This window comes from Pseudomonas sp. ChxA (assembly GCF_030263855.1).
Taxonomy (GTDB): Bacteria; Pseudomonadota; Gammaproteobacteria; order Pseudomonadales; family Pseudomonadaceae; genus Aquipseudomonas; species Aquipseudomonas fluorescens_CB.
The window spans coordinates 1,291,456-1,314,192 of sequence record NZ_JARPMK010000001.1 but is presented as its reverse complement, the minus strand read 5'-3'; the positions used below and the strand labels follow the sequence as shown (position 1 = coordinate 1,314,192).

Annotated in this window: 24 protein-coding genes; 2 read left to right on the top strand and 22 right to left on the bottom strand. The window is 59.5% G+C overall.

Annotation, left to right across the window (positions count from 1 at the left end):
• Positions 1-332 precede the first annotated feature (332 nt).
• Entirely contained in the window at positions 333-2,012 is a 1,680-nt protein-coding gene (gene leuA, locus P5706_RS05840) for a 2-isopropylmalate synthase (protein WP_200432856.1), read from the top strand.
• 247 nt (positions 2,013-2,259) lie between these two features.
• Here leuA and P5706_RS05835 read toward each other — a convergent pair whose 3' ends face one another.
• From P5706_RS05835 to trmJ, 21 genes are all read right to left on the bottom strand, one after another.
• On the bottom strand, positions 2,260-3,051 hold the full coding sequence (locus P5706_RS05835) for an amidohydrolase (RefSeq protein ID WP_285678747.1): 792 nt from the start codon (positions 3,049-3,051) through the stop codon (positions 2,260-2,262).
• Positions 3,039-4,187 (bottom strand): pyridoxal phosphate-dependent aminotransferase, encoded by a 1,149-nt coding sequence (locus P5706_RS05830; protein WP_285678746.1) that lies wholly within the window; start codon positions 4,185-4,187, stop codon positions 3,039-3,041. Before P5706_RS05830 ends, P5706_RS05835 begins: the two co-directional genes overlap by 13 nt.
• A 135-nt stretch (positions 4,188-4,322) precedes the next feature.
• The gene (gene der, locus P5706_RS05825; RefSeq protein WP_200434211.1) at positions 4,323-5,792 is read right to left on the bottom strand and encodes a ribosome biogenesis GTPase Der; all 1,470 of its coding nucleotides are present in this window, start codon (positions 5,790-5,792) and stop codon (positions 4,323-4,325) included.
• 135 nt (positions 5,793-5,927) lie between these two features.
• The gene (gene bamB, locus P5706_RS05820) at positions 5,928-7,079 is read right to left on the bottom strand and encodes an outer membrane protein assembly factor BamB (protein ID WP_200434210.1); all 1,152 of its coding nucleotides are present in this window, start codon (positions 7,077-7,079) and stop codon (positions 5,928-5,930) included.
• Positions 7,072-7,689, bottom strand: coding sequence for a tetratricopeptide repeat protein (locus tag P5706_RS05815; RefSeq protein WP_178110808.1), 618 nt, complete (start codon positions 7,687-7,689; stop codon positions 7,072-7,074). The genes bamB and P5706_RS05815 overlap by 8 nt, the downstream gene beginning before the upstream one ends.
• Before the next feature lie 65 nt (positions 7,690-7,754).
• Positions 7,755-9,044, bottom strand: a complete 1,290-nt coding sequence (hisS, locus tag P5706_RS05810; protein ID WP_200434209.1) for a histidine--tRNA ligase — start codon at positions 9,042-9,044, stop codon at positions 7,755-7,757.
• A gap of 21 nt (positions 9,045-9,065) precedes the next feature.
• Complete coding sequence (ispG, locus tag P5706_RS05805; protein WP_056858733.1) at positions 9,066-10,175, bottom strand: flavodoxin-dependent (E)-4-hydroxy-3-methylbut-2-enyl-diphosphate synthase; 1,110 nt, start codon at positions 10,173-10,175, stop codon at positions 9,066-9,068.
• 2 nt (positions 10,176-10,177) lie between these two features.
• A complete protein-coding gene (locus P5706_RS05800) occupies positions 10,178-11,179 on the bottom strand; it encodes a RodZ domain-containing protein (protein ID WP_285678745.1) in 1,002 nt (333 codons plus the stop codon).
• Positions 11,179-11,937, bottom strand: coding sequence for a type IV pilus biogenesis/stability protein PilW (gene pilW / locus P5706_RS05795; protein ID WP_285678744.1), 759 nt, complete (start codon positions 11,935-11,937; stop codon positions 11,179-11,181). The genes P5706_RS05800 and pilW overlap by 1 nt, the downstream gene beginning before the upstream one ends.
• A gap of 12 nt (positions 11,938-11,949) precedes the next feature.
• Complete coding sequence (rlmN, locus tag P5706_RS05790) at positions 11,950-13,098, bottom strand: dual-specificity RNA methyltransferase RlmN (protein ID WP_017135948.1); 1,149 nt, start codon at positions 13,096-13,098, stop codon at positions 11,950-11,952.
• A 29-nt stretch (positions 13,099-13,127) separates the two neighbouring features.
• Positions 13,128-13,553 (bottom strand): nucleoside-diphosphate kinase, encoded by a 426-nt coding sequence (gene ndk / locus P5706_RS05785; protein WP_003175956.1) that lies wholly within the window; start codon positions 13,551-13,553, stop codon positions 13,128-13,130.
• Between the two features lie 92 nt (positions 13,554-13,645).
• Complete coding sequence (gene iscX, locus P5706_RS05780) at positions 13,646-13,846, bottom strand: Fe-S cluster assembly protein IscX (protein WP_003238461.1); 201 nt, start codon at positions 13,844-13,846, stop codon at positions 13,646-13,648.
• 14 nt (positions 13,847-13,860) lie between these two features.
• Positions 13,861-14,202 carry an ISC system 2Fe-2S type ferredoxin gene (gene fdx, locus P5706_RS05775; RefSeq protein ID WP_015885743.1) on the bottom strand — a complete coding sequence of 114 codons (342 nt, stop codon included), beginning with the start codon at positions 14,200-14,202 and terminating at the stop codon, positions 13,861-13,863.
• Between the two features lie 3 nt (positions 14,203-14,205).
• Complete coding sequence (hscA, locus tag P5706_RS05770; RefSeq protein WP_285678743.1) at positions 14,206-16,068, bottom strand: Fe-S protein assembly chaperone HscA; 1,863 nt, start codon at positions 16,066-16,068, stop codon at positions 14,206-14,208.
• A gap of 51 nt (positions 16,069-16,119) precedes the next feature.
• Positions 16,120-16,641 (bottom strand): co-chaperone HscB, encoded by a 522-nt coding sequence (gene hscB, locus P5706_RS05765; protein ID WP_200434205.1) that lies wholly within the window; start codon positions 16,639-16,641, stop codon positions 16,120-16,122.
• An 8-nt stretch (positions 16,642-16,649) separates the two neighbouring features.
• The gene (iscA, locus tag P5706_RS05760; protein ID WP_003209680.1) at positions 16,650-16,973 is read right to left on the bottom strand and encodes an iron-sulfur cluster assembly protein IscA; all 324 of its coding nucleotides are present in this window, start codon (positions 16,971-16,973) and stop codon (positions 16,650-16,652) included.
• 28 nt (positions 16,974-17,001) lie between these two features.
• Positions 17,002-17,388, bottom strand: coding sequence for a Fe-S cluster assembly scaffold IscU (gene iscU, locus P5706_RS05755; protein WP_003175965.1), 387 nt, complete (start codon positions 17,386-17,388; stop codon positions 17,002-17,004).
• Positions 17,389-17,487: 99 nt separating this feature from the next.
• Positions 17,488-18,702: an IscS subfamily cysteine desulfurase gene (locus P5706_RS05750; RefSeq protein WP_017135944.1), complete on the bottom strand. Its 1,215-nt coding sequence runs from the start codon at positions 18,700-18,702 to the stop codon at positions 17,488-17,490.
• Between the two features lie 50 nt (positions 18,703-18,752).
• Positions 18,753-19,244, bottom strand: a complete 492-nt coding sequence (iscR, locus tag P5706_RS05745; RefSeq protein WP_003194020.1) for a Fe-S cluster assembly transcriptional regulator IscR — start codon at positions 19,242-19,244, stop codon at positions 18,753-18,755.
• Positions 19,245-19,543: 299 nt separating this feature from the next.
• Positions 19,544-20,329 carry a serine O-acetyltransferase gene (gene cysE, locus P5706_RS05740; RefSeq protein WP_200434204.1) on the bottom strand — a complete coding sequence of 262 codons (786 nt, stop codon included), beginning with the start codon at positions 20,327-20,329 and terminating at the stop codon, positions 19,544-19,546.
• A 2-nt stretch (positions 20,330-20,331) separates the two neighbouring features.
• Positions 20,332-21,102 (bottom strand): tRNA (cytosine(32)/uridine(32)-2'-O)-methyltransferase TrmJ, encoded by a 771-nt coding sequence (trmJ, locus tag P5706_RS05735; RefSeq protein WP_285678742.1) that lies wholly within the window; start codon positions 21,100-21,102, stop codon positions 20,332-20,334.
• Between the two features lie 145 nt (positions 21,103-21,247).
• Here trmJ and suhB point away from each other — a divergent pair, with 145 nt between their 5' ends.
• Positions 21,248-22,063, top strand: a complete 816-nt coding sequence (gene suhB, locus P5706_RS05730; protein ID WP_003175971.1) for a type III secretion system regulator SuhB — start codon at positions 21,248-21,250, stop codon at positions 22,061-22,063.
• Positions 22,064-22,169: 106 nt separating this feature from the next.
• Here suhB and P5706_RS05725 read toward each other — a convergent pair whose 3' ends face one another.
• Positions 22,170-22,712: a glycine zipper 2TM domain-containing protein gene (locus tag P5706_RS05725; protein WP_017135941.1), complete on the bottom strand. Its 543-nt coding sequence runs from the start codon at positions 22,710-22,712 to the stop codon at positions 22,170-22,172.
• Positions 22,713-22,737 lie beyond the last annotated feature (25 nt).

The following is a 22,737-nucleotide window of genomic DNA, read 5'->3' as shown; positions in this document are numbered from 1 at the left end:
TCAGGTCTGCCAGCACAATTGCGCGCCCGAGAGAGGCTGCGCAATTAAAAGCAACGCGAACTTCGATAAGCGCCATAAAATCTCGCTCCATCGCCAGTTGGGAGAACTTATCTCAATTTTTCCCGACTGCTTGCCATCTTTCACCCCTGCGGTTAGGGTTGAGCTTATGAAAACCTCTCACACCCTCATTCAGCTCCGCCAGCACCGCAGCCTGTGCCTCGTCAGCGCACGACTGCCAGGCTGAATCGATCTGCCTCGTCCCAAGTTTCGTCCCCAATAACAGTTTTACGGCAGGCCGCCTTTTCTCGGCCCCTACTACAAAGGATTTCCCGATGAGCATGCTCAAAGACCCGTCTTCGAAGTACCGCGCGTTCCCGACCATCGATATCCCGGACCGCACCTGGCCGTCGAAGACCATCACCGAAGCGCCGATCTGGTGCAGCTCCGACCTGCGTGATGGCAACCAGTCGCTGATCGAGCCGATGGACGCCGCGAAAAAGCTGCGTTTCTGGAAGACCCTGGTGTCTGTAGGCGTGAAGGAAATCGAAGCCTCGTTCCCAGCCGCGTCGCAAACCGACTTCGACTTCGTGCGCACCTTGATCGAAGACAACCACATCCCCGAGGACACCACCATCCAGGTGCTGACCCAGGGCCGTGAAGACCTGATCGCACGTACTTTCGAATCCCTGCGCGGTGCCAAAAAGGCCATCGTGCACCTGTACAACGCCACGTCGCCGTCGTTCCGCCGCATCGTGTTCAACCAGGACAAAGACGGCATCAAGGCCATCGCGGTCAACGCGGCCAAGCTGTTCGTCAAATACGCTGCCCAGCAGCCGGAAACCCAGTGGACCTTCGAGTACTCCCCGGAGACCTTCAGCGCCACGGAGCTGGAGTTCGCCAAGGAAGTCTGTGACGCGGTGATCGAGGTGTGGAACCCGACGCCTGAGCACAAGATGATCCTCAACCTGCCAGCCACGGTTGAATGCGCGACACCTAACATCTATGCCGACCAGATCGAGTGGTTCGGCCGCCACATCAACCGTCGTGACAGCGTGATCATCAGCCTGCACACCCACAACGACCGTGGCACTGGCGTGGCTGCCACCGAGCTGGGCCTGATGGCCGGCGCCGACCGTGTCGAAGGCTGCCTGTTCGGCAACGGCGAGCGTACCGGTAACGTCGATCTCGTGACCGTTGCCTTGAACATGTACACCCAAGGCCTCGACCCTCAGCTGGACTTCTCCGACATCGACGGCGTGCGCAAAGTCGTCGAGGAATGCAACCAGATCCAGGTTCACCCACGTCACCCCTACGTCGGCGACCTGGTGCACACCGCGTTCTCCGGCTCCCACCAGGATGCGATCCGCAAAGGCTTTACCCAGCAGAAAGCCGACGCGCTGTGGGAAGTGCCGTACCTGCCGATCGACCCGGCGGATATCGGCCGCAGCTACGAGGCGGTGATCCGCGTGAACAGCCAGTCGGGCAAAGGCGGCATCGCCTACCTGCTGGAGCAGGAATACGACATCAGCTTGCCACGCCGCATGCAGATCGAGTTCAGCCAAGTGGTACAGGCCGAAACCGACCGCGTGGGCCTGGAGATGACGGCACCACAGATCTACGCCTTGTTGCAGCGTGAATACCTGCAAGCCAACACGCCTTACGCGCTGGTCAGCCATCGCCTGCAGGAAGAAAACGGTAATAGCACCGTGGAAGTGGAAGTCTCGGGCAAGGGCCAGGGCGAAACCAACCTGCGCTGGAACGGCAAGGGTTACGGCACTTTGGAAGCGCTGGTTGCCGCGCTGCCGATCAAGGTTGAGATCATGGACTACAACGAACACGCGATCGGCGCCGGCACCAATGCCAAGGCGGCGGCCTACATCGAGTTGCGTGTGAACGGCGAACGCCCGGTGCATGGTGTGGGGATCGATGAAAACATCACCACGGCGAGCTTCAAGGCGGTGTTCAGTGCGCTGAACCGCTCGTTGAGTCAGTTGGAAGCGAAGGCGGCGTAAGCACTGTCGCGGTAATGCAAAAGGCCCCTGGGTGAGAATCCAGGGGCCTGATCGTTCCCACGCTCTGCGTGGGAATGCCTGCGGTGACGCTCTGCGTCACAATTCTGAAAGCGGACGCAGAGCGTCCGGGGCTGCATTCCCACGCGGAGCGTGGGAACGATCTGTAGGGCCCCATCGCGGGCAAGCCCGGCTCCCACATTGGAATGCATTCACCTGTGGGAGCGGGCTTGCCCGCGATAGCGGTCTGTCAGACAAACTGAAACCTATCGGCATCCAGATTCGCTGGAAATTTTTCGCGATACATCGCCAGCTCTGCCGCATTCAGGCACACCTGAAACACCCCGTCCGCCTCCCCCGCACTGAGCAAGGTCTCACCCTGGAAATCCAGCACCTGGCTGTCTCCGGTGTAGGCAAAGCCTTTGCCATCCGTACCGACGCGATTGACTGCCGCCACGTAACACAGGTTCTCGATAGCCCGCGCCGGTAGCAGGCGGTTCCAGTGCTGACGCCGCGCACCCGGCCAGTTCGCGGTGTACAGCAGCAGGTCGGTGTCTTGGGCATCACGGCTCCACACCGGAAAGCGCAGGTCGTAGCAAATCAATGGGCGTATGCGCCAACCCTTCAACTCGAACTGCACCTGACGCTCGCCGGGCGTGTAGTGATCGTGCTCGCCCGCCATACGGAACAGGTGACGCTTGTCGTAGTGCAACACCTCACCGTCCGGGCGCGCCCACAGCAGGCGGTTCCGGTGGCTGCCGTCGGCTGCCTGGATGATCACGCTACCGGTGATCACCGCGTTGTACTTGGCCGCCTGGGTTTGCAACCAGTGATGAGTCGGGCCACGTTCAGGCTCGGCGAGGGTTTTCGACTCCATGGAGAAGCCGGTGGTAAACATCTCCGGTAACACGATCAGGTCGGCGCCTTTGGCCTGCTCCAGCAACAGCTCGAAATGTTCAAGGTTGGCCTGGCGGTCATGCCACGCCAGGCTGGTCTGGACCAAGGCGATATTCAGGTCGGGTAATGCAGTCAAATCACGCATAGTTTCTCCGCCGCTTGTTGCAGCGTCTCCTCGCGTTTGGCAAAGCACAGGCGCACCAGGCGCTGGCCTTGCGGCGGGCTCTGATAGAACACCGAGACAGGGATCGTCGCCACGCCATGTTCGCGGGTCATCCACAGTGACATGGCGACGTCATCCAGGTCCGGGCGAATCTGTGAGTAATCCACCAGTTGGAAGTAAGTGCCGGCCACCCGGGTAAAGCTGAAGCGTGACGGCGCCAGCAGGTCGCAGAACAGGTCGCGCTTAGCCTGGTAAAAGGCCGGCAGCTCTTCGACGTGTTCCGGGTGTTCGGCCATGAAGTCAGCCAAAGCGTACTGCAAAGGGGTCACACCGCAAAAGTTGACATATTGATGCACCTTGCGCAGCTCAGCGGTCAGGGCCGGTGGTGCGACCACGTAGCCGGTTTTCCAGCCAGTGACGTGGTAGGTCTTGCCGAAGGAGCTGACCACGAATGCACGCTGATACAACTCTGCATGGGCCAGCACGCTGACATGGGGCACGCCATCGAACACCAAGTGTTCGTAGACCTCATCGCTGACCAGGTAGATATCGCGGTCGCGGATCAGTTCAGCCAATTGGTCCAGTTCGGCACGGCTGATCAGCGCGCCGGTGGGGTTGTGTGGCGAATTGAGGATGATCATGCGCGTACGCGGTGAGAGCGCGGCCTTGATCTTGTCGAAGTCGAGCGCAAAGCCTTGCAGGCTCAGTTGCACATGCACGCAGCGGCCACCGGCCAGCTCGACCGACGGCTCGTAGCTGTCGTAGCAGGGATCGAACACGATGACTTCATCGCCGTTGTGAACCACGGCTTGAATCGCGCAGAAAATCGCCTCGGTTGCGCCCGGGGTGATGGTCACTTCGCTGTCAGTGTTAACGGTGGCGCCATAGCTGCGGGCGATCTTGGCCGCCACTTGCTGACGCAGTACCGGCAGGCCGGTCATGGGTGCGTATTGGTTATGGCCGAGGGCGATGTGCTTGCCCACCGCATCAAGCAAGCCCTGAGGGCCGTTGAAATCGGGAAAGCCCTGGGACAGGTTGAACGCCCCGGTTTCGGCAGCGAGTTGCGACATGGTGGTGAAAATGGTGGTGCCGACATTCGGCAGCTTACTGGTGATCATGGAAGCCCCCTTCGGGTGAGCTGCAAGTTTTAAGCTGCAAGCTACAAGCAGGTCAAGCGACAAACTAACGCGCACAAAAAAGGGCTCCAAAGGAGCCCTCTCTTGCAGCGTGTCGCTTACAACTTGAAGCGGCGCTTATTTCTTGTCGCGGCGCTTCTTGTCGGCTTTTTTGTGGTGAGTCATCAAACGACGCTTCTTGTTCACCTGACGGTCAGTCAGTGTGTTCTTGTTGCCTTCGTATGGGTTCTCGCCACCCTTGAACTCGATACGGATCGGCGTACCGACCAGTTTCAGGACACGGCGGTAGGTGTTTTCCAGGTAACGCACATAGGACTTGGGCACCTTCTCGATCTGGTTACCGTGGATCACGATAATCGGCGGGTTGGCACCACCCAAGTGGGCGTAACGCAGTTTGATCCGGCGGTTGTTGACCATCGGCGGCGCATGCTCACCGACCGCATCTTCGAGGATCTGGGTCAGGCGGTTGGTCGGCCAGCGGGTCACCGCAGACTTGAACGAGTTCTGTACGGACGCGTAGAGGTTGCCCACGCCGGTGCCGTGCAGTGCCGAGATAAAGTGGATGTCGGCGAACTCAACGAAGAACAGGCGACGCTGCAGCTCGATCTTGACGAAATCGCGCTCGCTCGGCGTCATGCCGTCCCACTTGTTGATCGCGATTACGAGGGCACGACCGGCTTCCAGGGCAAAGCCCAGCAAGTTGAGGTCGTGGTCCACCACGCCTTCGCGGGCGTCCATCACGAAGATCACTACGTTGGCGTCTTTGATCGCTTGCAGGGTTTTGACCACCGAGAACTTTTCAACTTCCTCGTGGATCTTGCCGCGCTTGCGCACACCGGCGGTGTCGATCAGCGTGTACTTCTCGTCGTTACGCTCGAACGGGATGTAGATACTGTCGCGGGTAGTACCCGGCTGGTCATACACGATGACCCGGTCTTCACCGAGCATGCGGTTAACCAGCGTCGACTTGCCGACGTTGGGACGGCCGATGATGGCGATCTTGATACCGTCTTTTTCGCTCGGGCCAGGAATGCGCTTGGCTTCCTCACCTTCGGCAACGATCTCTTCCTCGCCCTCTTCTTCCTCTTCGTCATCCTTGGGGAAGTCGCGCAGGGCGATTTCCAGCATCTGGGTGATGCCGCGACCGTGGGCACCGGCGACCGGGATCGCATCGCCCAGGCCCATCGGGCTGAATTCGGCACGGGCCGCCTCAGGATCGATGTTGTCGATCTTGTTGGCAACCAGATAGGAACGCTTGTTGCGCTTGCGCAGGTGCTCGCCAATCATCTGGTCGGCAGCGGTGTAGCCCGCGCGGGCGTCCACCAGGAACAACACGACATCGGCTTCTTCGATAGCGAGCAGCGACTGCTCGGCCATCTTTTCGTCCATGCCATGCTCGTCACCGGAGATACCACCGGTGTCGACAATAATGTAGGAGCGCCCTTGCCACTTTGCCTCACCGTATTGGCGATCACGGGTCAGACCGGACAAGTCGCCAACGATGGCGTCACGAGTCCTGGTCAGGCGGTTGAACAAGGTGGACTTGCCGACGTTAGGTCGGCCCACCAGGGCGATTACGGGAACCATGCGGCTCTCCACTTCGTTATTTCAGAAAATACAAAAGCCGCTGCAAGGCAGCGGCTGGTGCTCGGGGCAGCATAGTCAAATGCCGCATGCCCCGCCGAAGCGGGGCCGCCTGGGTTTTACCCCAAGCATAGTTGCTTACTTGATGGTCAGGGCTTCCAGCTTGCCGCTGTTGCCAAACACGTAAAGCATGTTACCCACAACCAGCGGACGCGCACGCAGACCGTCGCTGTCGATACGCTCGCGGCCGACAAATCGACCGTCTACCTGACTCAGCAGGTGCAGGTAACCTTCGAAGTCACCTACCGCTACGTAGCTGGAGAACACTTCTGGTGCCGACAATTGACGGCGGGCCAGGGAGTCGTTGCTCCACAGTGCAGTGGTGGAACGCTCGTCGACACTTTCAACGGTGCCGGAAGCGAGGCTTACGTAGACGCTGCCAAACCCTTGGGCGACACCGGCGTAGCTGGAAGCATCACGCTGCCAGTTGATGCGGCCGCTTTGCAGGTCCAGTGCCGCAACACGGCCCTGGTAGGTGGCCACGTAAATGGTTTCACCCGACAGCAGCAGGCCGCCGTCAATGTCCACTACGCGGTCCAGTTCGGAGCGACCTTGCGGGATGGCCACACGGGTTTCCCAGGCCGGCACGCCGTTCTGGGTATCCAGGGCGACCACTTTACCGGTCGACAGGCCAGCAACGGCCAGGTTGTTGGTCACAATCGGACCACTGGTACCGCGCAGGGTCAACACCGCCGGGGTGCTGTCGTACAACCAGCGCTGGTTGCCGGTAGCGGCATCCAGACCGATTACACGGTCATCCTGGGTCTGCACTACGACCACGTCGCCGTTGGTAGCTGGCGCTGCGAGCACTTCGCTGGTCACGCGAGCGCGCCATTTCTCTTCACCCGTTGCCGAGTCCAGAGCCACTACGTCGCCTTTGAGCGTACCGACCAGCACCATGCCGTAGCCGACGCCTACACCACCGGAAACCGGCAGTTCGAGGTCTTTCTTCCACTTCACGTCGCCATTCATGCGATCCATGGCCATGACTACGCCAGTGGAGTCAGTGGCGACAATGTTGTCGCCGTCGATCGCCGGCTGCAGCAGGTTGTACAGGTCGCCCTGGCCATCACCGACGGAGCGGCTCCACTGCTTTTGCAGGACCACTTCTTCCTTGAAGCTGGTCAGCTCGGCAGGAGGCAGTTCTTTTTTACTGTTGCTGCTGCAACCCGCGGCCAGAACGGCCAGAGCCAGCAATGCTGCATGTTTCCAACGGATCACGTCACGCATCCCCTTTGGCCAAGTCGTCCAGCTTGATTTGTAAGCCACCGACCGCCGCTTCATCAGACAGCGCCGCCTTGGCTTTTTGGTACGCAGCATGGGCTTCGTCGGTACGACCCAATTGGACCAACAGGTCGCCCTTGAGCTCTTCACGAGTGGCCACAAATGCTTTGTCAGCATCGCCGTCGAGCAGTTTGAGTGCTTCGTCAGCCTTGTTCTGTGCCGCCAATACCTGAGCCAGGCGCTGACGTGCGATTTCACCCAGGGTCGGGTTGGTCGGCTTGTCGGCGATAGCCTTCAGCTCGGTGGCGGCGTCATCCAGCTTGCCGGTGTCGACCGCCACTTTCGCGACGAACAGGCTGCCGTACTGGGCGTAGGTGCTACCGCCAAATTCGTTTTTCAGCTTGCCGGCCAGGTCCGCCACTTGGGCTGGATCGGGCTTACCGTCCGGCGTCAGCGTGGTTTCCAGCAATTGCTGGTAGAGGATCGAGGCGCCTTGGGACTGGTTGGCCTGATATTTGTGCCAGGCTTGCCAGCCAAACACCACCACTAAAGCCAGCAGACCGCCAGTAACCAGGGGCTTGCCGTTACGCTGCCACCAGTCCTTGAACTCGGCCATTTGCTCATCATCAGTACTCGACACCCCAATACTCCTTAATCGCTAAATTCGGCTGTTCGACAGCTTCAACCCTGCACGACGCAGGTGGCCAAGTGCGCGGCGAGCGCATCAAAGGCAATGTTCTGTTGCTCGCCCTGGCCACGCAGGGGTTTGAAACCTATCACTTGCTGGGCGAGCTCGTCATCGCCGAGGATCAGCGCATACAGCGCACCGCTCTTGTCGGCCTTCTTGAACTGGCTCTTGAAGCTGCCGGCGCCGGCATTGATCTGCAGGCGCAGGTTCGGCAGTTGGTCGCGCACTTTTTCGCTCAGGGCCAAAGCTGCCAGTTCGGCAGCTTCGCCAAAGGCGCAAAGGTACACGTCCACCTGACGGGAGATTTCTTCCGGGATCTGCTCCAGGGTTTCCAGCAGCAGGATCAGCCGCTCGATGCCCATGGCGAAACCTACGCCCGTGGTCGGCTTGCCGCCCATTTGCTCAACCAGGCCGTCGTAGCGACCACCGGCACACACGGTGCCCTGGGCGCCGAGTTTGTCGGTGACCCACTCGAACACGGTCTTGCTGTAGTAGTCGAGACCACGCACCAGCTTGGGGTTGAGCACGTAGGGAATACCGGCCGCATCCAGGCGAGCCTTGAGGCCCTCAAAATGCGCGCGCGACTCGTCATCCAGGTAGTCGGCCATTTTCGGGGCGTCGACCAGTACGGCCTGGGTGTCGGCGTTCTTGGTATCCAGAACACGCAGCGGGTTGGTTTTCAGACGGCGCTGGCTGTCTTCGTCCAGCTTGTCCAGGCGCGCAGACAGGAATTCCACCAGGGCTTCACGGTAGCGCCCACGGGACTCGCTGGTGCCCAGGCTGTTAAGTTCAAGCTTGACCGCATCGCGAATACCCAGCATGCCCCACAGGCGCCAGGTCAGCACGATCAGCTCGGCGTCGATGTCCGGACCATCGAGGTTGAACACCTCAAGGCCAATCTGGTGGAACTGGCGATAACGGCCTTTCTGCGGACGCTCGTGACGGAACATCGGCCCGATGTACCACAATTTCTGCGGCTGACCACCACCGGTCAGGCCATGCTCAAGCACGGCCCGCACGCACGCAGCAGTGCCTTCCGGACGCAAGGTCAGGGAGTCGCCGTTGCGGTCTTCAAAGGTGTACATCTCTTTTTCGACGATGTCGGTCACTTCACCGATGGAGCGCTTGAACAGCTCGGTGAACTCGACGATCGGCATGCGGATCTGTTTGTAACCGTAGTTATCCAACAGGCGCGCGACCGTGCTCTCGAAGTAGCGCCACAGTGGCGTCTGCTCCGGCAGGATGTCGTTCATGCCACGAATGGCTTGCAGAGACTTGCTCACATCTAATCCTTAAATTCGTTCTTAGCCGCGCGCGATCAGCGCTGCGTCAGCCGCAACCTTTTCAGCTGCTTTCTCGCGGATCAGCTTTTCCAGATGATCCACGAGATTCTCATTCGTCAGTTTCTGCGACGGCTTGCCGTCGATGTAAATCAGGTTCGGTGTACCGCCAGTCAGGCCCACATGGGCTTCCTTGGCTTCACCCGGCCCATTGACCACACACCCGATCACCGCCACATCCAGCGGCACCAGCAGGTCTTCGAGGCGCAACTCCAGGTCGTTCATGGTTTTCACCACGTCGAAGTTCTGCCGCGAGCAGCTCGGGCAGGCAATGAAGTTGATGCCACGGGAACGCAAACGCAGGGATTTGAGAATGTCGTAGCCGACTTTCACTTCCTCTACGGGGTCTGCCGCCAGGGAGATGCGGATAGTATCGCCAATCCCTTCGGCGAGCAGCATACCGAGACCCACCGCAGATTTCACTGTGCCTGAGCGCAAACCGCCCGCTTCAGTGATACCCAGGTGCAACGGCTGCACGATTTCCTTGGCCAACAGGCGGTAGGCTTCTACCGCCATGAACACGTCGGAGGCCTTTACGCTGACCTTGAAGTCCTGGAAATTCAGGCGTTCAAGGTGCTCGACGTGGCGCAATGCCGACTCAACCAGCGCGGCTGGGGTCGGTTCGCCGTACTTTTTCTGCAGGTCTTTTTCCAGCGAACCGGCGTTGACGCCGATGCGTATGGGAATCCCACGGTCACGGGCCGCGTCCACCACGGCGCGCACACGGTCTTCGCGACCGATGTTGCCTGGGTTGATGCGCAGGCAGTCCACACCCAGCTCGGCCACACGCAGAGCGATTTTGTAGTCGAAGTGAATGTCGGCGACCAACGGCACCTTGACCAGTTGCTTGATGCGGCCAAAGGCTTCAGCAGCGTCCATGTCCGGCACGGAAACCCGCACGATGTCTACGCCGGCCGCTTCCAGACGGTTGATCTGGGCGACGGTGGCGGCAACATCATTGGTGTCGCTGTTGGTCATGCTCTGCACCGCGATAGGGGCATCGCCACCTACCGGCACCGAGCCGACCCAGATCTTGCGCGATACGCGACGTTTGATTGGAGATTCGCCGTGCATGACTATTGTCCCAACTTGAGGCGAGCGGTCTCGCCACTGGTGAACGGCGCCACGTCCACAGGCTGGCCGTTATAGGCCACTTGCGCGCCACGGGCAAAGCCCAGACGCAGCGTCAAAGGAGGCTTGCCGCCTTGGTCAAGTGTATCTCCCTTACGCTTCAGACCGCTAAACAGCACTTTGCCATTGCCATCGGTGACTTGCGTCCAGCAGTCAGCGATGAAGGTAATCTGGATATGCCCGTCGCCGGCGATCAATGCCGGGGTGGTGGGAGGCGAAATCGCAGCCGGGGCCGGGGCCACTGGTGCGTTGATCGCTGAAGACTGCGCAGGAGCCGCCGGAACAGCCGGCGTATGCGCCTGGGCAACCGGGGCAGCCGGTACGGCTGGAGCCGGCACCGCAGCGGTGGCAGCAGGTGCAGTGCCCGCCTCCGGTGTCGGTTGCTCGGTGGTGGCCGGCGTCTCCGAGGCGGCTTGGCCTTGGGCAACGGCCTGGTCTTCCGGCTCATCCAGCGGATGAATCTGGGTGGTGCCGTCGGCGCTTTCGACTTCGACGTGCTCCATGGCGTTGCTGGTCAGGTCTTTGGTGCGCTGGGAAGCCTGGTCTTGCCACCAGACGAAACCGCCACCCACCACGGCAATCAGCAGCAATAGGCTGACAATCCGCAAAATCGTGTGGGAAACCCGTACCGGTTCTTCGATGCGGCCCAGGCCATGCACGTTACTGCCCTGGGAGTCGGTGCCGGTGAACTGGTCGAACTCCTGGACCAATACAGTCTGGTCGATGCCCAGCAATTTGGCGTAGGCGCGGATATAGCCGCGGGCGAAGGTATGCCCAGGCAGCTTGTCGAATGCGCCGGCTTCCAGGTTGCCCAGGGACGTGGCGGTCAAATTGAGCTTGAGGGCCACTTCTGCCAGCGACCAACCATTGCTTTCGCGGGCCTGACGCAAGGTCTCGCCTGGGTTTACGCGATTAGCTGCTACAACTTCCGGGTGCGCCGCTTTCATCATTGCTCCGACAGGTATTGCTGATATTCCGGCGTACCGGGATAGAGTCGTTCGAGTTGCTGGCCAAACTGTGCGGCCGTGTCGCGTTCTTCATGAACCGTCGCCAGGCGCACACCGAGCAATAGACTACGTGCATTTTGCCCGCTGAGCAGGCTAAAACGCTCGTAAAAGTCACGTGCCGGCACATAATGCCTGTCTTCGTAAGACAACTCAGCCATTTCGAGCAACGCCCGTGGCTGGCGACTGTTCAAGTGCAAGGCTTTTTCCAGTTGCTGACGACCGCTGTCGCGTAGGCCAAGGCGTATCGAGGTCACCCCAAGGTTTTCGAACACTCGCGAACGCTCAGGGTAAAGGGTATCGGTACTGGCTTGCTGGAAATAGCGGGACGCCTGGTCGTAACGTTGCTGCGCAAACAGGAAACTGCCGTAGTTGTTCAGCAGCCGCGGGTCGGCAGGGCGTACGGCCAGGGCCTTGTGAAAATACGCGTCGGCCAGTTCAGGCTCGGCCTGGGCCTGGAATACCAGCGCCAGTGCGGCATTGGCATCGGCGTCGTCGCCGTCCAGCTCAAGGGCTTTTTTCAACGGCACCTTGGCCTGTTCGCTCATGCCTTGGCGCAAATAACCCAAGCCCAATTGCACATAGGCAATTCGCGCCTCGTCACGGCCCTTGCCGGTTTGCATGGGGCTGTCATGGCCCGATGAAACACAACCGGCCACGAGACCGGTAAAAAGCAACAGCAGCGCGAGGCGCAAGGGCATAGAGGTCCTCTCTCAGATTCGATTCACAGCAATTTGCGGCAAATCTTCGGCGGCGTTAAGTTCGCGCACGGCGATATAACGCTCACTGCGGCGGGTGCGATCCATCACTTGCCCGACCAGTTGACCACAGGCGGCGTCGATGTCTTCACCACGGGTGGTGCGCACAGTAACGTTGTAGCCGGCCTGGTGCAGTTGATCCTGGAAACGGCGGATGGCGTTGTTGCTCGGCCGCTCGTAGCCAGAATGGGGAAACGGGTTAAACGGAATCAGGTTGATCTTGCACGGGGTGTTCTTGAGCAGCTCGATCATTTCGACCGCGTGTTCAACTTTGTCGTTGATGTCCTTGAGCATGGTGTACTCAATGGTCAACACACGCTTTTCGCCCAAGGTCGCCATGTAACGCTGGCAAGATTCAAGCAGCATCTTAAGCGGATACTTCTTGTTGATTGGCACCAATTGGTTACGCAATGCGTCATTCGGTGCGTGCAACGACAACGCCAGGGACACGTCGATGTGCTTCGCCAGCTCATCGATCATCGGCACCACGCCGGAGGTCGACAGGGTCACGCGGCGTTTGGAGATGCCGTAGCCCAGGTCGTCCATCATCAAATGCATGGCGGCAACGACGTTGTCGAAATTCAGCAGCGGCTCACCCATGCCCATCATCACCACGTTGGTGATGGCACGGTCGACGGTCGCCGGGACGCTGCCAAAGGATTTGTTGGCAATCCATACCTGGCCGATGACTTCGGCGGCGGTGAGGTTGCTATTGAAGCCTTGCTTGCCGGTGGAGCAGAAACTGCAGTCCAGGGCACAGCCTGCCTGGGACGAAACGCACAAAGTGCCGCGCTTGCCCTGGGGAATGTAGACGGTCTCGACGCAGCTGCCGGACGCCACGCGCACCACCCACTTACGGGTGCCGTCGGTGGAGATGTCCTCGCTGACAACCTCGGGACCACGGACCTCAGCAATGGCCTTGAGCTTGTCGCGCAGGGCCTTGCTGACGTTCGTCATGGCGTCGAAATCGTCGACACCAAAGTGGTGAATCCACTTCATTACCTGACCGGCACGGAAACGCTTCTCCCCGATTGAGTCGAAGAATTTTTCCATTTCCTGTTGAGTCAGACCCAGCAGGTTGGTTTTAACAGTCGATGTAGTCATGGATTCACCCTCACTCTTTAAGCCGATGCTTAGCGAGCGGTTACTTCAGTAGCAGCGAAAAAGTACGAGATTTCGCGAGCAGCAGCGGCTTCGGAGTCCGAACCGTGAACAGCGTTGGCGTCGATGGACTCAGCGAAGTCAGCACGGATGGTGCCGGCAGCCGCTTCTTTAGGGTTGGTAGCGCCCATCAGCTCACGGTTCAGAGCGATAGCGTTTTCGCCTTCCAGAACCTGAACAACAACAGGGCCGGAGATCATGAAGGCAACCAGGTCGCCGAAGAAGCCACGCGCGCTGTGCTCAGCGTAGAAGCCTTCAGCTTCAGCTTTGGACAGTTGCTTGAGTTTCGAAGCTACAACCTTCAGGCCGGCTTTTTCGAAACGAGTGGTGATCTCGCCGATGACGTTTTTTGCAACAGCGTCAGGCTTGATGATGGAGAAAGTACGTTGAACAGCCATGGTGTAACTCCAGAAACGGTAATTTACGAAAAATTAAACCCGCGAATTATACGCGGGTTATTGGGTATTGCCTAACTGCGTAAAAAGGCGGCTCAGTCTGCTTCTTCGATCCACAGGCCTTGAATCGCCTCCAGAACCTTTTCGCCACCCCGGTCAGGGATGTCGTCGAAGTCCGGCAGCTCCATCACCAGATTGCGCAGCTTGACGAAGTTGACCGTCAGAGGATTGACCTCCGGGTGGGCTTCAGCAAGTTGTATAGCGATTTCTTGTACATCAACCCATTTCAGGCTCATGACATTTCCTTGAATCAATGCGGCGCTTCGGCCGCATGGTTGAGGGAATATTTCGGAATTTCGACGGTGATGTCTTCCGTACCGACCTTTGCCTGACAGCTTAGGCGAGAAGTCGCTTCAAGGCCCCAGGCGCGATCCAGAAAGTCCTCTTCCAGTTCGTCCGCTTCTTCGAGAGAGTTAAAACCCTCACGAATCACGCAGTGGCACGTGGTGCAGGCGCAGACACCGCCGCAGGCACTTTCGATCTCGATGTGGTTGTCATGGGCAACTTCGAGGATGGACTTGCCGGTCTCAGCCTCCACGACCATACCGTCCGGGCAATGCTCGGCGTGTGGCAGAAAAATGACCTGCGGCATTAATTATTCCTCGATTTCATTCAGGTTGCGCCCGGCCAGTGCGGCTTTCACCGTCTGATCCATGCGGCGGGCGGCAAAGGCATCAGTCACTTGCGACAGGCGCTTGGTCTGTTGCTCGATGGCGTAACCATCGTTGCCTTTCATCAGTTCGGCCAGTTCCTGCATTTGCAGGTCGATAACCATGCGCTCTTCGGCATCCAGCAAACGCTCGCCGTCGGCTTCCAAAGCGCCCTGCACGGCTTCAAGCAGGCGCTGGGCATCGACTTGCTGCTCGCGCAGCACGCGGGCAACCTTGTCGTCACCGGCATACTGGAACGAATCCTTGAGCATCTTGGCAATTTCGCCATCGGTGAGGCCGTAGGACGGCTTGACCTGGATGCTGGCTTCAACGCCCGAGGCCAACTCACGTGCTGCCACGCTGAGCAGCCCATCGGCGTCGACCTGGAAGGTCACGCGTATTTTCGCCGCGCCCGCGACCATCGCCGGGATGCCGCGCAATTCAAAGCGCGCCAGGGAGCGGCAGTCGCTGATCAGCTCACGCTCGCCTTGCAGCACATGAATCATCATGGCCGTCTGGCCATCTTTGTAAGTCGTGAAGTCCTGGGCGCGTGCGACGGGGATGGTGGTGTTGCGTGGAATCACCTTTTCCATCAGGCCGCCCATGGTTTCCAGGCCCAGGGACAGCGGGATCACGTCGAGCAGCAGCAGTTCGCCACCCTCGCGCTTATTGCCGGCCAGGGTATCGGCCTGGATGGCGGCGCCGATGGCGACCACTTGGTCCGGGTCGATTTCTGTCAGTGGCTGGCGACCAAACGCCTCGGCAACCGCTTCGCGAACGCGCGGGACGCGCGTCGAACCGCCGACCATGACCACCGCGGCCACGTCTTCGAGCTCAATACCGGAATCGCGCACTGCACGGCGGCAGGCTTTGAGGCTGCGGGCGACCATCGGCTCGATCAGCGCATCAAAGGCTTCGCGAGTCAGTTGAGCCGCCCAGTTGCCGTAGGAAACTTCAACAGCAGCGGCATCGGTCAGGGCTTCCTTGGCCGCGCAGGCGGTTTGCAGCAGATTACGCTGCGCGCCCGGATCCAGATCAGCCGACAAACCAGCGCTGGTGATGATCCAGCCGGCAATCGCATGGTCAAAGTCATCGCCGCCCAAAGCGCTGTCGCCACCAGTGGCCAGAACTTCAAACACGCCGCCGGTCAGACGCAGGATCGAAATATCAAAGGTGCCGCCGCCCAGGTCATAAATTGCCACCAGGCCTTCAGCGTGCTGATCCAGGCCATAGGCCACCGCCGCTGCAGTCGGCTCGTTGAGCAAACGCAACACGTTCAGGCCCGCAAGCTTCGCTGCGTCCTTGGTGGCTTGACGCTGAGCGTCGTCGAAATAGGCAGGCACGGTGATCACTGCGCCGACCAGTTCGCCGCCCAAGGTATTTTCTGCGCGCTGACGCAGCACCTTGAGGATGTCGGCCGACACTTCCACCGGGCTTTTCGGGCCTTGGACAGTGTCGATGAACGGCATATGGGATTCGCCGCCGACAAAGCGGTACGGCAGCTGGTCGCCCAATTGCTTGACGTCGGACAGACCGCGCCCCATCAGGCGTTTAACCGACAGCACGGTATTCAACGGGTCACTGGACGCTGCCAGCTTGGCCGACTCACCGACTTCGGTGCGATCAGCGTGATAACGCACAGCGGAGGGCAGGATCACCTGGCCATCGGCGTCGGGCAGCGGTTCGGACAGGCCGCTGCGCAAGGCAGCAACCAGGGAATTGGTAGTGCCCAGGTCAATCCCGACCGCCAGGCGACGCTGGTGCGGTTGAGGGCTTTGGCCGGGTTCGGCGATTTGCAGTAGGGCCATGGTAATCAGGTCTTATCTGTCTATCAGGCGTGCATCACGGGCAGCACTGGGTTAATCGTCGAGGCGCTCTTCTAGCTGGCGCACTTCGTAGGTGAGCTTGTCGAGGAACTGCATGCGCCGCATCAGGCGTTCGGCCTGTTCACGTTGCGCTGCATCATCCCAACAGGCTGCGAAGCTTTCATTGAGCTCATCCTGGGCCACTTTCAGACGACGCTTGAAGACCGCGACACCGGCTATATCCGCCTCGTCCTGCAAGTCTTCGAGTTCTTCGCGCCACTGCATCTGCTGCATCAGGAAGTCCGGGTCGTGCACCGTGACTTCGATCGGCAACTCACCACCGTTCAACGCGAGCAGGTAGCGCGCGCGTTTGGGCGGGTTTTTCAGCGTCTGATAGGCTTCGTTGAGGCTGGCCGATTGCTCCAGCGCCAGGCGTTGCTCACGCTCGGATGCGTCAGCAAAGCGGTCCGGATGCACCCCGCGCGCCAACTCTCGGTAGCGCGCGGCAAGCTGCTCAAGGTCCAGCCGAAAGCTCGGCTGCAGCTCGAATAAAGCGAAATGACAAGGAGTACCCACGAATAGCCTCAGATGTTGAAGCTTTCGCCGCAGCCACATTCACCGCGCACGTTGGGGTTGTTGAACTTGAAGCCTTCGTTCAACCCTTCCTTGACGAAATCGAGTTCGGTGCCGTCCAGGTAGGTCAGGCTTTTAGGGTCGATGATCACTTTCTCGCCGTGACTTTCGAACACCTGGTCTTCCTCAACCACCTCGTCGACAAACTCCAGCACGTAGGCAAGGCCGGAACAGCCTGTGGTGCGAACACCCAGACGAATCCCCTCACCTTTACCGCGCCCATTCAGGGAGCGGCGAATGTGCTGCGCAGCCGCTTCTGTCATGCTGATAGCCATCGTTGACTCCTTACTCGTCGCCAAATGCTTAGATCAAGCCTTTCTTCTGCTTGTAGTCGCGAACGGCCGCCTTGATGGCGTCTTCTGCGAGTACGGAGCAGTGAATTTTCACTGGTGGCAGGGCCAGTTCTTCAGCCAGCTGGGTGTTGCTGATGGTGACAGCCTCATCCAGGGTCTTGCCCTTCATCCACTCGGTAGCGAGGGAGCTGGAGGCAATGGCGGAACCGCAGCCGTAAGTCTTGAACTTGGCGTCTTCGATAACGCCAGCGTCGTTGACCTTGATCTGCAGGCGCATCACATCGCCGCACGCCGGAGCGCCGACCATGCCGGTGCCGACATCAGGGTCTTCCGCGTTCATCTTGCCGACGTTGCGCGGGTTTTCGTAGTGGTCGATGACCTTTTCGCTGTAAGCCATGGTACTGAATCCTCACTCATCAGGGCCGCTCTGGAACCCTGTAAAAACGCCTGCGTTTTCCGCCACGTTCTTACAGAGCTTGGGTGGCGGCTTCTATATTTAGTGTGCCGCCCACTCGATCTTGGAGATATCGACACCGTCTTTGTACATGTCCCACAGCGGCGACAGAACGCGCAGCTTGTTGACGGCTTCGCAGACTTTCTGCGCGGCGTAGTCGACTTGCTCTTCGGTGGTGAAGCGGCCGAAGGTAAAGCGGATCGAGCTGTGTGCCAGTTCGTCGTTGCGGCCCAAGGCGCGCAGAACGTACGAAGGCTCTAGGGACGCCGAGGTACAGGCCGAACCGGACGAAACCGCCAGGTCCTTGAGCGCCATGATCAGCGACTCGCCTTCGACGTAGTTGAAGCTCAAATTCAGGTTGTGCGGTACACGGGCGGTCATGCTGCCATTGATGTACAGCTCTTCAAGGTTCTCGACCTGCTTGTAGAAGCGATCGCTCAGCGCCTTGATGCGAATGTTTTCGGCAGCCATGTCTTCTTTGGCTACACGGAAGGCTTCGCCCATGCCGACGATCTGGTGAGTCGCCAGGGTGCCGGAACGCATGCCGCGCTCGTGACCGCCGCCGTGCATGGTGGCTTCGATGCGCACCCGAGGCTTGCGGCTCACGTACAGCGCGCCGATGCCTTTAGGGCCGTAAGTCTTGTGGGCAGAGAACGACATCAGGTCGACTTTCAGCTTGGACAGGTCGATGTCGACCTTGCCGGTGGACTGAGCAGCGTCGACGTGCAGCAGGATGCCTTTGGAGCGAGTCAGCTCGCCAATGGCTGCGATGTCGTTGATGGTGCCGATTTCGTTGTTCACGTGGATCACGGAAACCAGGATGGTGTCTTCACGCAGAGCCGCTTCGATCATGGCCGGGGTGACGATACCGTCGGTGGTTGGCTCAAGGTAGGTGACCTCGAAACCTTCACGCTCCAGTTGGCGCATGGTGTCGAGGACAGCCTTGTGCTCAATCTTGGTGGTGATCAGGTGCTTGCCTTTGGTCGCATAGAAATGCGCCGCGCCCTTGATTGCCAGGTTGTCGGATTCGGTAGCACCGGAGGTCCAGACGATTTCGCGTGGATCGGCGCCCACCAGGTCGGCAACTTGGCGACGAGCGTTCTCGACCGCTTCCTCGGCTTTCCAGCCGAATACGTGGGAACGGGAGGCTGGGTTGCCGAAGTTTCCGTCAACCAGCAGGCACTCGCTCATCTTTTGCGCGACACGCGGATCAACCGGGGTGGTCGCTGAGTAATCAAGGTAAATCGGCAATTTCATGGACTTTCTCCTAAATCAGGCTGGCTGGCGTGCCGTTAGCTCTTCGGCTGTCACTCGACGGCGGACGCTTCAATCTTGTCCAGACGCGGCGCCTTGGTGTTGCAACGGCGCTGGTCCTGACGCTGGGCTACTTCTTGTACCTCACGGCGAGTCACAAGATCAGCCAAGCTGATACCACTCAAAAACTCATGGATCTGCAGGCTCAAGTCACACCACAAGTGGTGGGTCAGGCAGGTGTCGCCGGCGTGGCAGTCACCCAAACCCTGGCATTTGGTGGCATCGACGGATTCGTTCACCGCGTCGATCACCTGGGCTACCTGAATGCCCTGCATATCGCGCGACAATTGATAGCCACCACCCGGCCCACGCACGCTGGAGACCAAGTTGCTACGGCGCAATTTGGCGAACAGCTGCTCAAGATAGGACAGGGAAATGCCTTGGCGCTCGGAGATATCGGCCAGGGACACCGGCCCAGTTTGCGCGTGCAAGGCCAGGTCAAGCATGGCGGTCACCGCGTATCGGCCTTTTGTAGTCAGTCTCATGGACAAGTACCAAGGTGTTTCAGAATGGGAGCAAGTATGCGATTCCCGAGTATTTAAGTCAACTATAAGACCTAGTACTTTAGTCAGGATTACCCGTAAAAAGGGCGCGCGAATCATAGCAGGGTGGGGTGGGGACGAACAGCGGGAACGGGGTCACGACTCAATCTCAAGACCAATGGAGGCCAAATGTGGGAGCTGGCTTGCCTGCGGTAGCGGTGGGCAGGCACCCTTTAAGGAAGCTGGCAGACCGCTATCGCAGGCAAGCCAGCTCCCACAGGAGACCTTATCGAGCTTAAGGTTTAGCCAGCCTTGGTGGTGGCCGCTTCAACCTTGATCTCGGCGAAGTCTTCTTCGCGCAGTTCAGGCAGATCTTTTGCACAGTAGTTGCTGCCCAGCTCTTTGAGCGCGCCGCACATACCGTCCAGCTTGCCGTCTACCGCCTGCAAGTGGTCGAGTAACTGGCCAATGGCACGCGCCACCGGGTCGGGCATGTCTTCGCTGACACCGTAGGCATCGAAACCGATCTTCTCAGCCATGGCTTTGCGCTTGGCTTCCTGCTCGTCGCCGAGCTCCGGCTTGACGATGATGCGCCCGGGAATACCCACCACCGTCGCGCCAGCCGGTACAGCCTTGGTCACCACAGCATTGGAACCCACCTTGGCACCCGCACCGACAGTGAACGGGCCAAGCACCTTGGCGCCCGCCCCCACCACTACGCCGTCGCCCAATGTCGGGTGACGCTTGCCTTTATTCCACGATGTGCCGCCCAGGGTCACGCCCTGATACAGCGTCACGTCATCACCGATTTCGGCGGTTTCACCGATCACGATGCCCATGCCATGGTCGATAAAGAACCGACGACCCACCTTGGCGCCAGGATGAATCTCGATTCCGGTCAACCAGCGCCCGAAGTTCGACACCAGCCGTGCCAGCCACTTCCAGCCCATGCCCCATAAGACTGCGGACAGGCGGTGAATCCAGATCGCGTGCATGCCTGGGTAGCAGGTCAGCACTTCGAAGGCGTTGCGCGCCGCCGGGTCACGGTGGAAAACACTCTGGATATCTTCTCGCAAACGCTCGAACATTTTTAATCCTTCCGCTTAAGAAGCTCACCACGGGCCGCTTTCTGGGTTTCCGTGAGGATGCCACGCAATATGTTCATTTCTGCCCGGCTGACCGAGCTACGGCCGTACAAGCGACGCAGACGTGCCATCAAGTGCCGGGGTTTTTCCGGATCGAGAAACTCAATGGCCACCAGGGTTTGCTCCAGGTGCTCATAGAATCGCTCCAGCTCGTCCATGGTGGCCAACTCGCCACTCTTGGTCGATGCGACTTCATCCTTCTCGAACTTGCTCGGCTGGCCTTGTGCAGCCAGCCAGGCCATGCGCACTTCGTAACTCAACACCTGCACCGCTGCCCCGAGGTTCAGCGAGCTGAACTCAGGGTCTGATGGGATGTGCACGTGGTAATGACATCGCTGCAGCTCTTCATTGGTCAGGCCGGAGTCTTCACGGCCAAACACTAAGGCGATTTCAGCGCCGCCTGCAGCCTCTTCCACCACTTTGGTGCCGCACTCGCGCGGATCCAGCAATGGCCAGGGGATTCGCCGGTCGCGCGCACTGGTGCCAAGCACCAGGTTGCAGCCGACCAAGGCATCTTCCAACGTGGCGACGACCTGGGCTTTTTCAAGGATGTCATTGGCGCCGGACGCTCGGGCATCAGCTTCGTGGTGCGGGAACACACGCGGCTCGACCAGCACCAGGCGCGTCAGCCCCATGTTTTTCATGGCTCGCGCCACCCCGCCGATGTTGCCGGGATGACTGGTATTGACGAGGACGACACGGATGTTATGCAGCAAGGGAGGCGCTCTCGGACACGGGAAAGGGGAGCAAATCTTACAGAACAGCCTAAGGTTATGCCATGAAAGCTAACGTCGTCCTTCACCTGAAGAAAGTTTCTGCTAGAATGCCCGGCTTTCTTTAACAACCTTAGGTGACACATCCATGCAGCCCATGCTGAATATCGCGCTGCGCGCCGCCCGCAGCGCCAGTGAATTGATCTTCCGCTCCATCGAGCGCCTGGATACCATCAAGGTCGACGAAAAAGACGCCAAGGATTATGTATCCGAGGTGGACCGCGCCGCCGAGCAAAAAATCATCGACGCGCTGCGCAAGGCCTACCCTACCCACGGCATCCTCGGTGAAGAAACCGGCTTGCACAAAGGCAGCGGCGAAGGCGAAGACTACCTGTGGATCATCGACCCACTGGATGGCACCACTAACTTCCTGCGCGGCATCCCACACTTTGCAGTGAGCATTGCCTGTAAATACCGTGGCCGCCTGGAACACGCCGTCGTACTCGACCCGGTTCGCCAGGAAGAATTCACCGCCAGCCGTGGCCGTGGCGCCCAGTTGAACGGTCGTCGCCTGCGTGTCAGCGGTCGTACCAGCCTGGACGGCGCCCTGCTGGGCACTGGCTTCCCGTTCCGTGACGACCAGATGGACAACCTGGAAAACTACCTGGGCATGTTCCGCGCCCTGGTTGGCCAGACCGCCGGCATCCGCCGCGCCGGTGCTGCCAGCCTGGACCTGGCGTATGTTGCCGCCGGTCGTTTTGATGCGTTCTGGGAGTCGGGCCTGTCCGAGTGGGACATGGCTGCGGGCGCCTTGCTGATCCAGGAAGCTGGCGGCCTGGTGAGCGACTTCACCGGTGGTCACGACTTCCTGGAGAAAGGCCACGTAGTTGCGGGCAACACCAAATGCTTCAAGGCAGTACTGACGGCGATCCAGCCGCACCTGCCGGCTTCGCTGAAGCGCTAAGCGAGCGAGCACAAAAAAGCACCCTAATGGGTGCTTTTTTTATGCCTGGGATTTGGTATCTCAGCAGCCAACACAATCCAATGTGGGAGCTGGCTTGAATTCAGCCTTATTGCTGGTTCTGCCCCAGGATCAGACGACCTTCCTTATCTACTGGAATCTGGCCGCCCGGATCACGATCCATACGCACCGAACCTTCCTTACCGTCCAGGTTGTAGCGCACGTCGTAACCGACCACCTTGTCACTGATGTCATTGACGGTGCTGCAACGCTGCTGGGTGGTGGTATAGGTATCGCGGTTCTGCATACCTTCCTGCACCTTGTTACCGGCATAACCGCCACCGACAGCACCCGCTACAGTAGCCAGCTTCTTGCCATTACCACCACCGACCTGGTTGCCCAACAAGCCACCGGCCAGCGCACCGACCACGGTGCCGACGATTTGATGCTGATCCTGCACCGGCTTCTGCCGAGTCACTGTGACGTCCTTGCAGACCTCACGAGGGGTTTTGATCTGGGTTTTCACCGGCTGCACTGCCAGCACTTGCGCATACTCAGGGCCGCTTTTTACCAGGCTGTAGGTGGCAACAGCACCCCCGGCAGTCACACCGACAGCACCCAATACCGCACCAACCAGTAACGACTTGTTCACGTGAACCTCCTGACCATCACAAGCG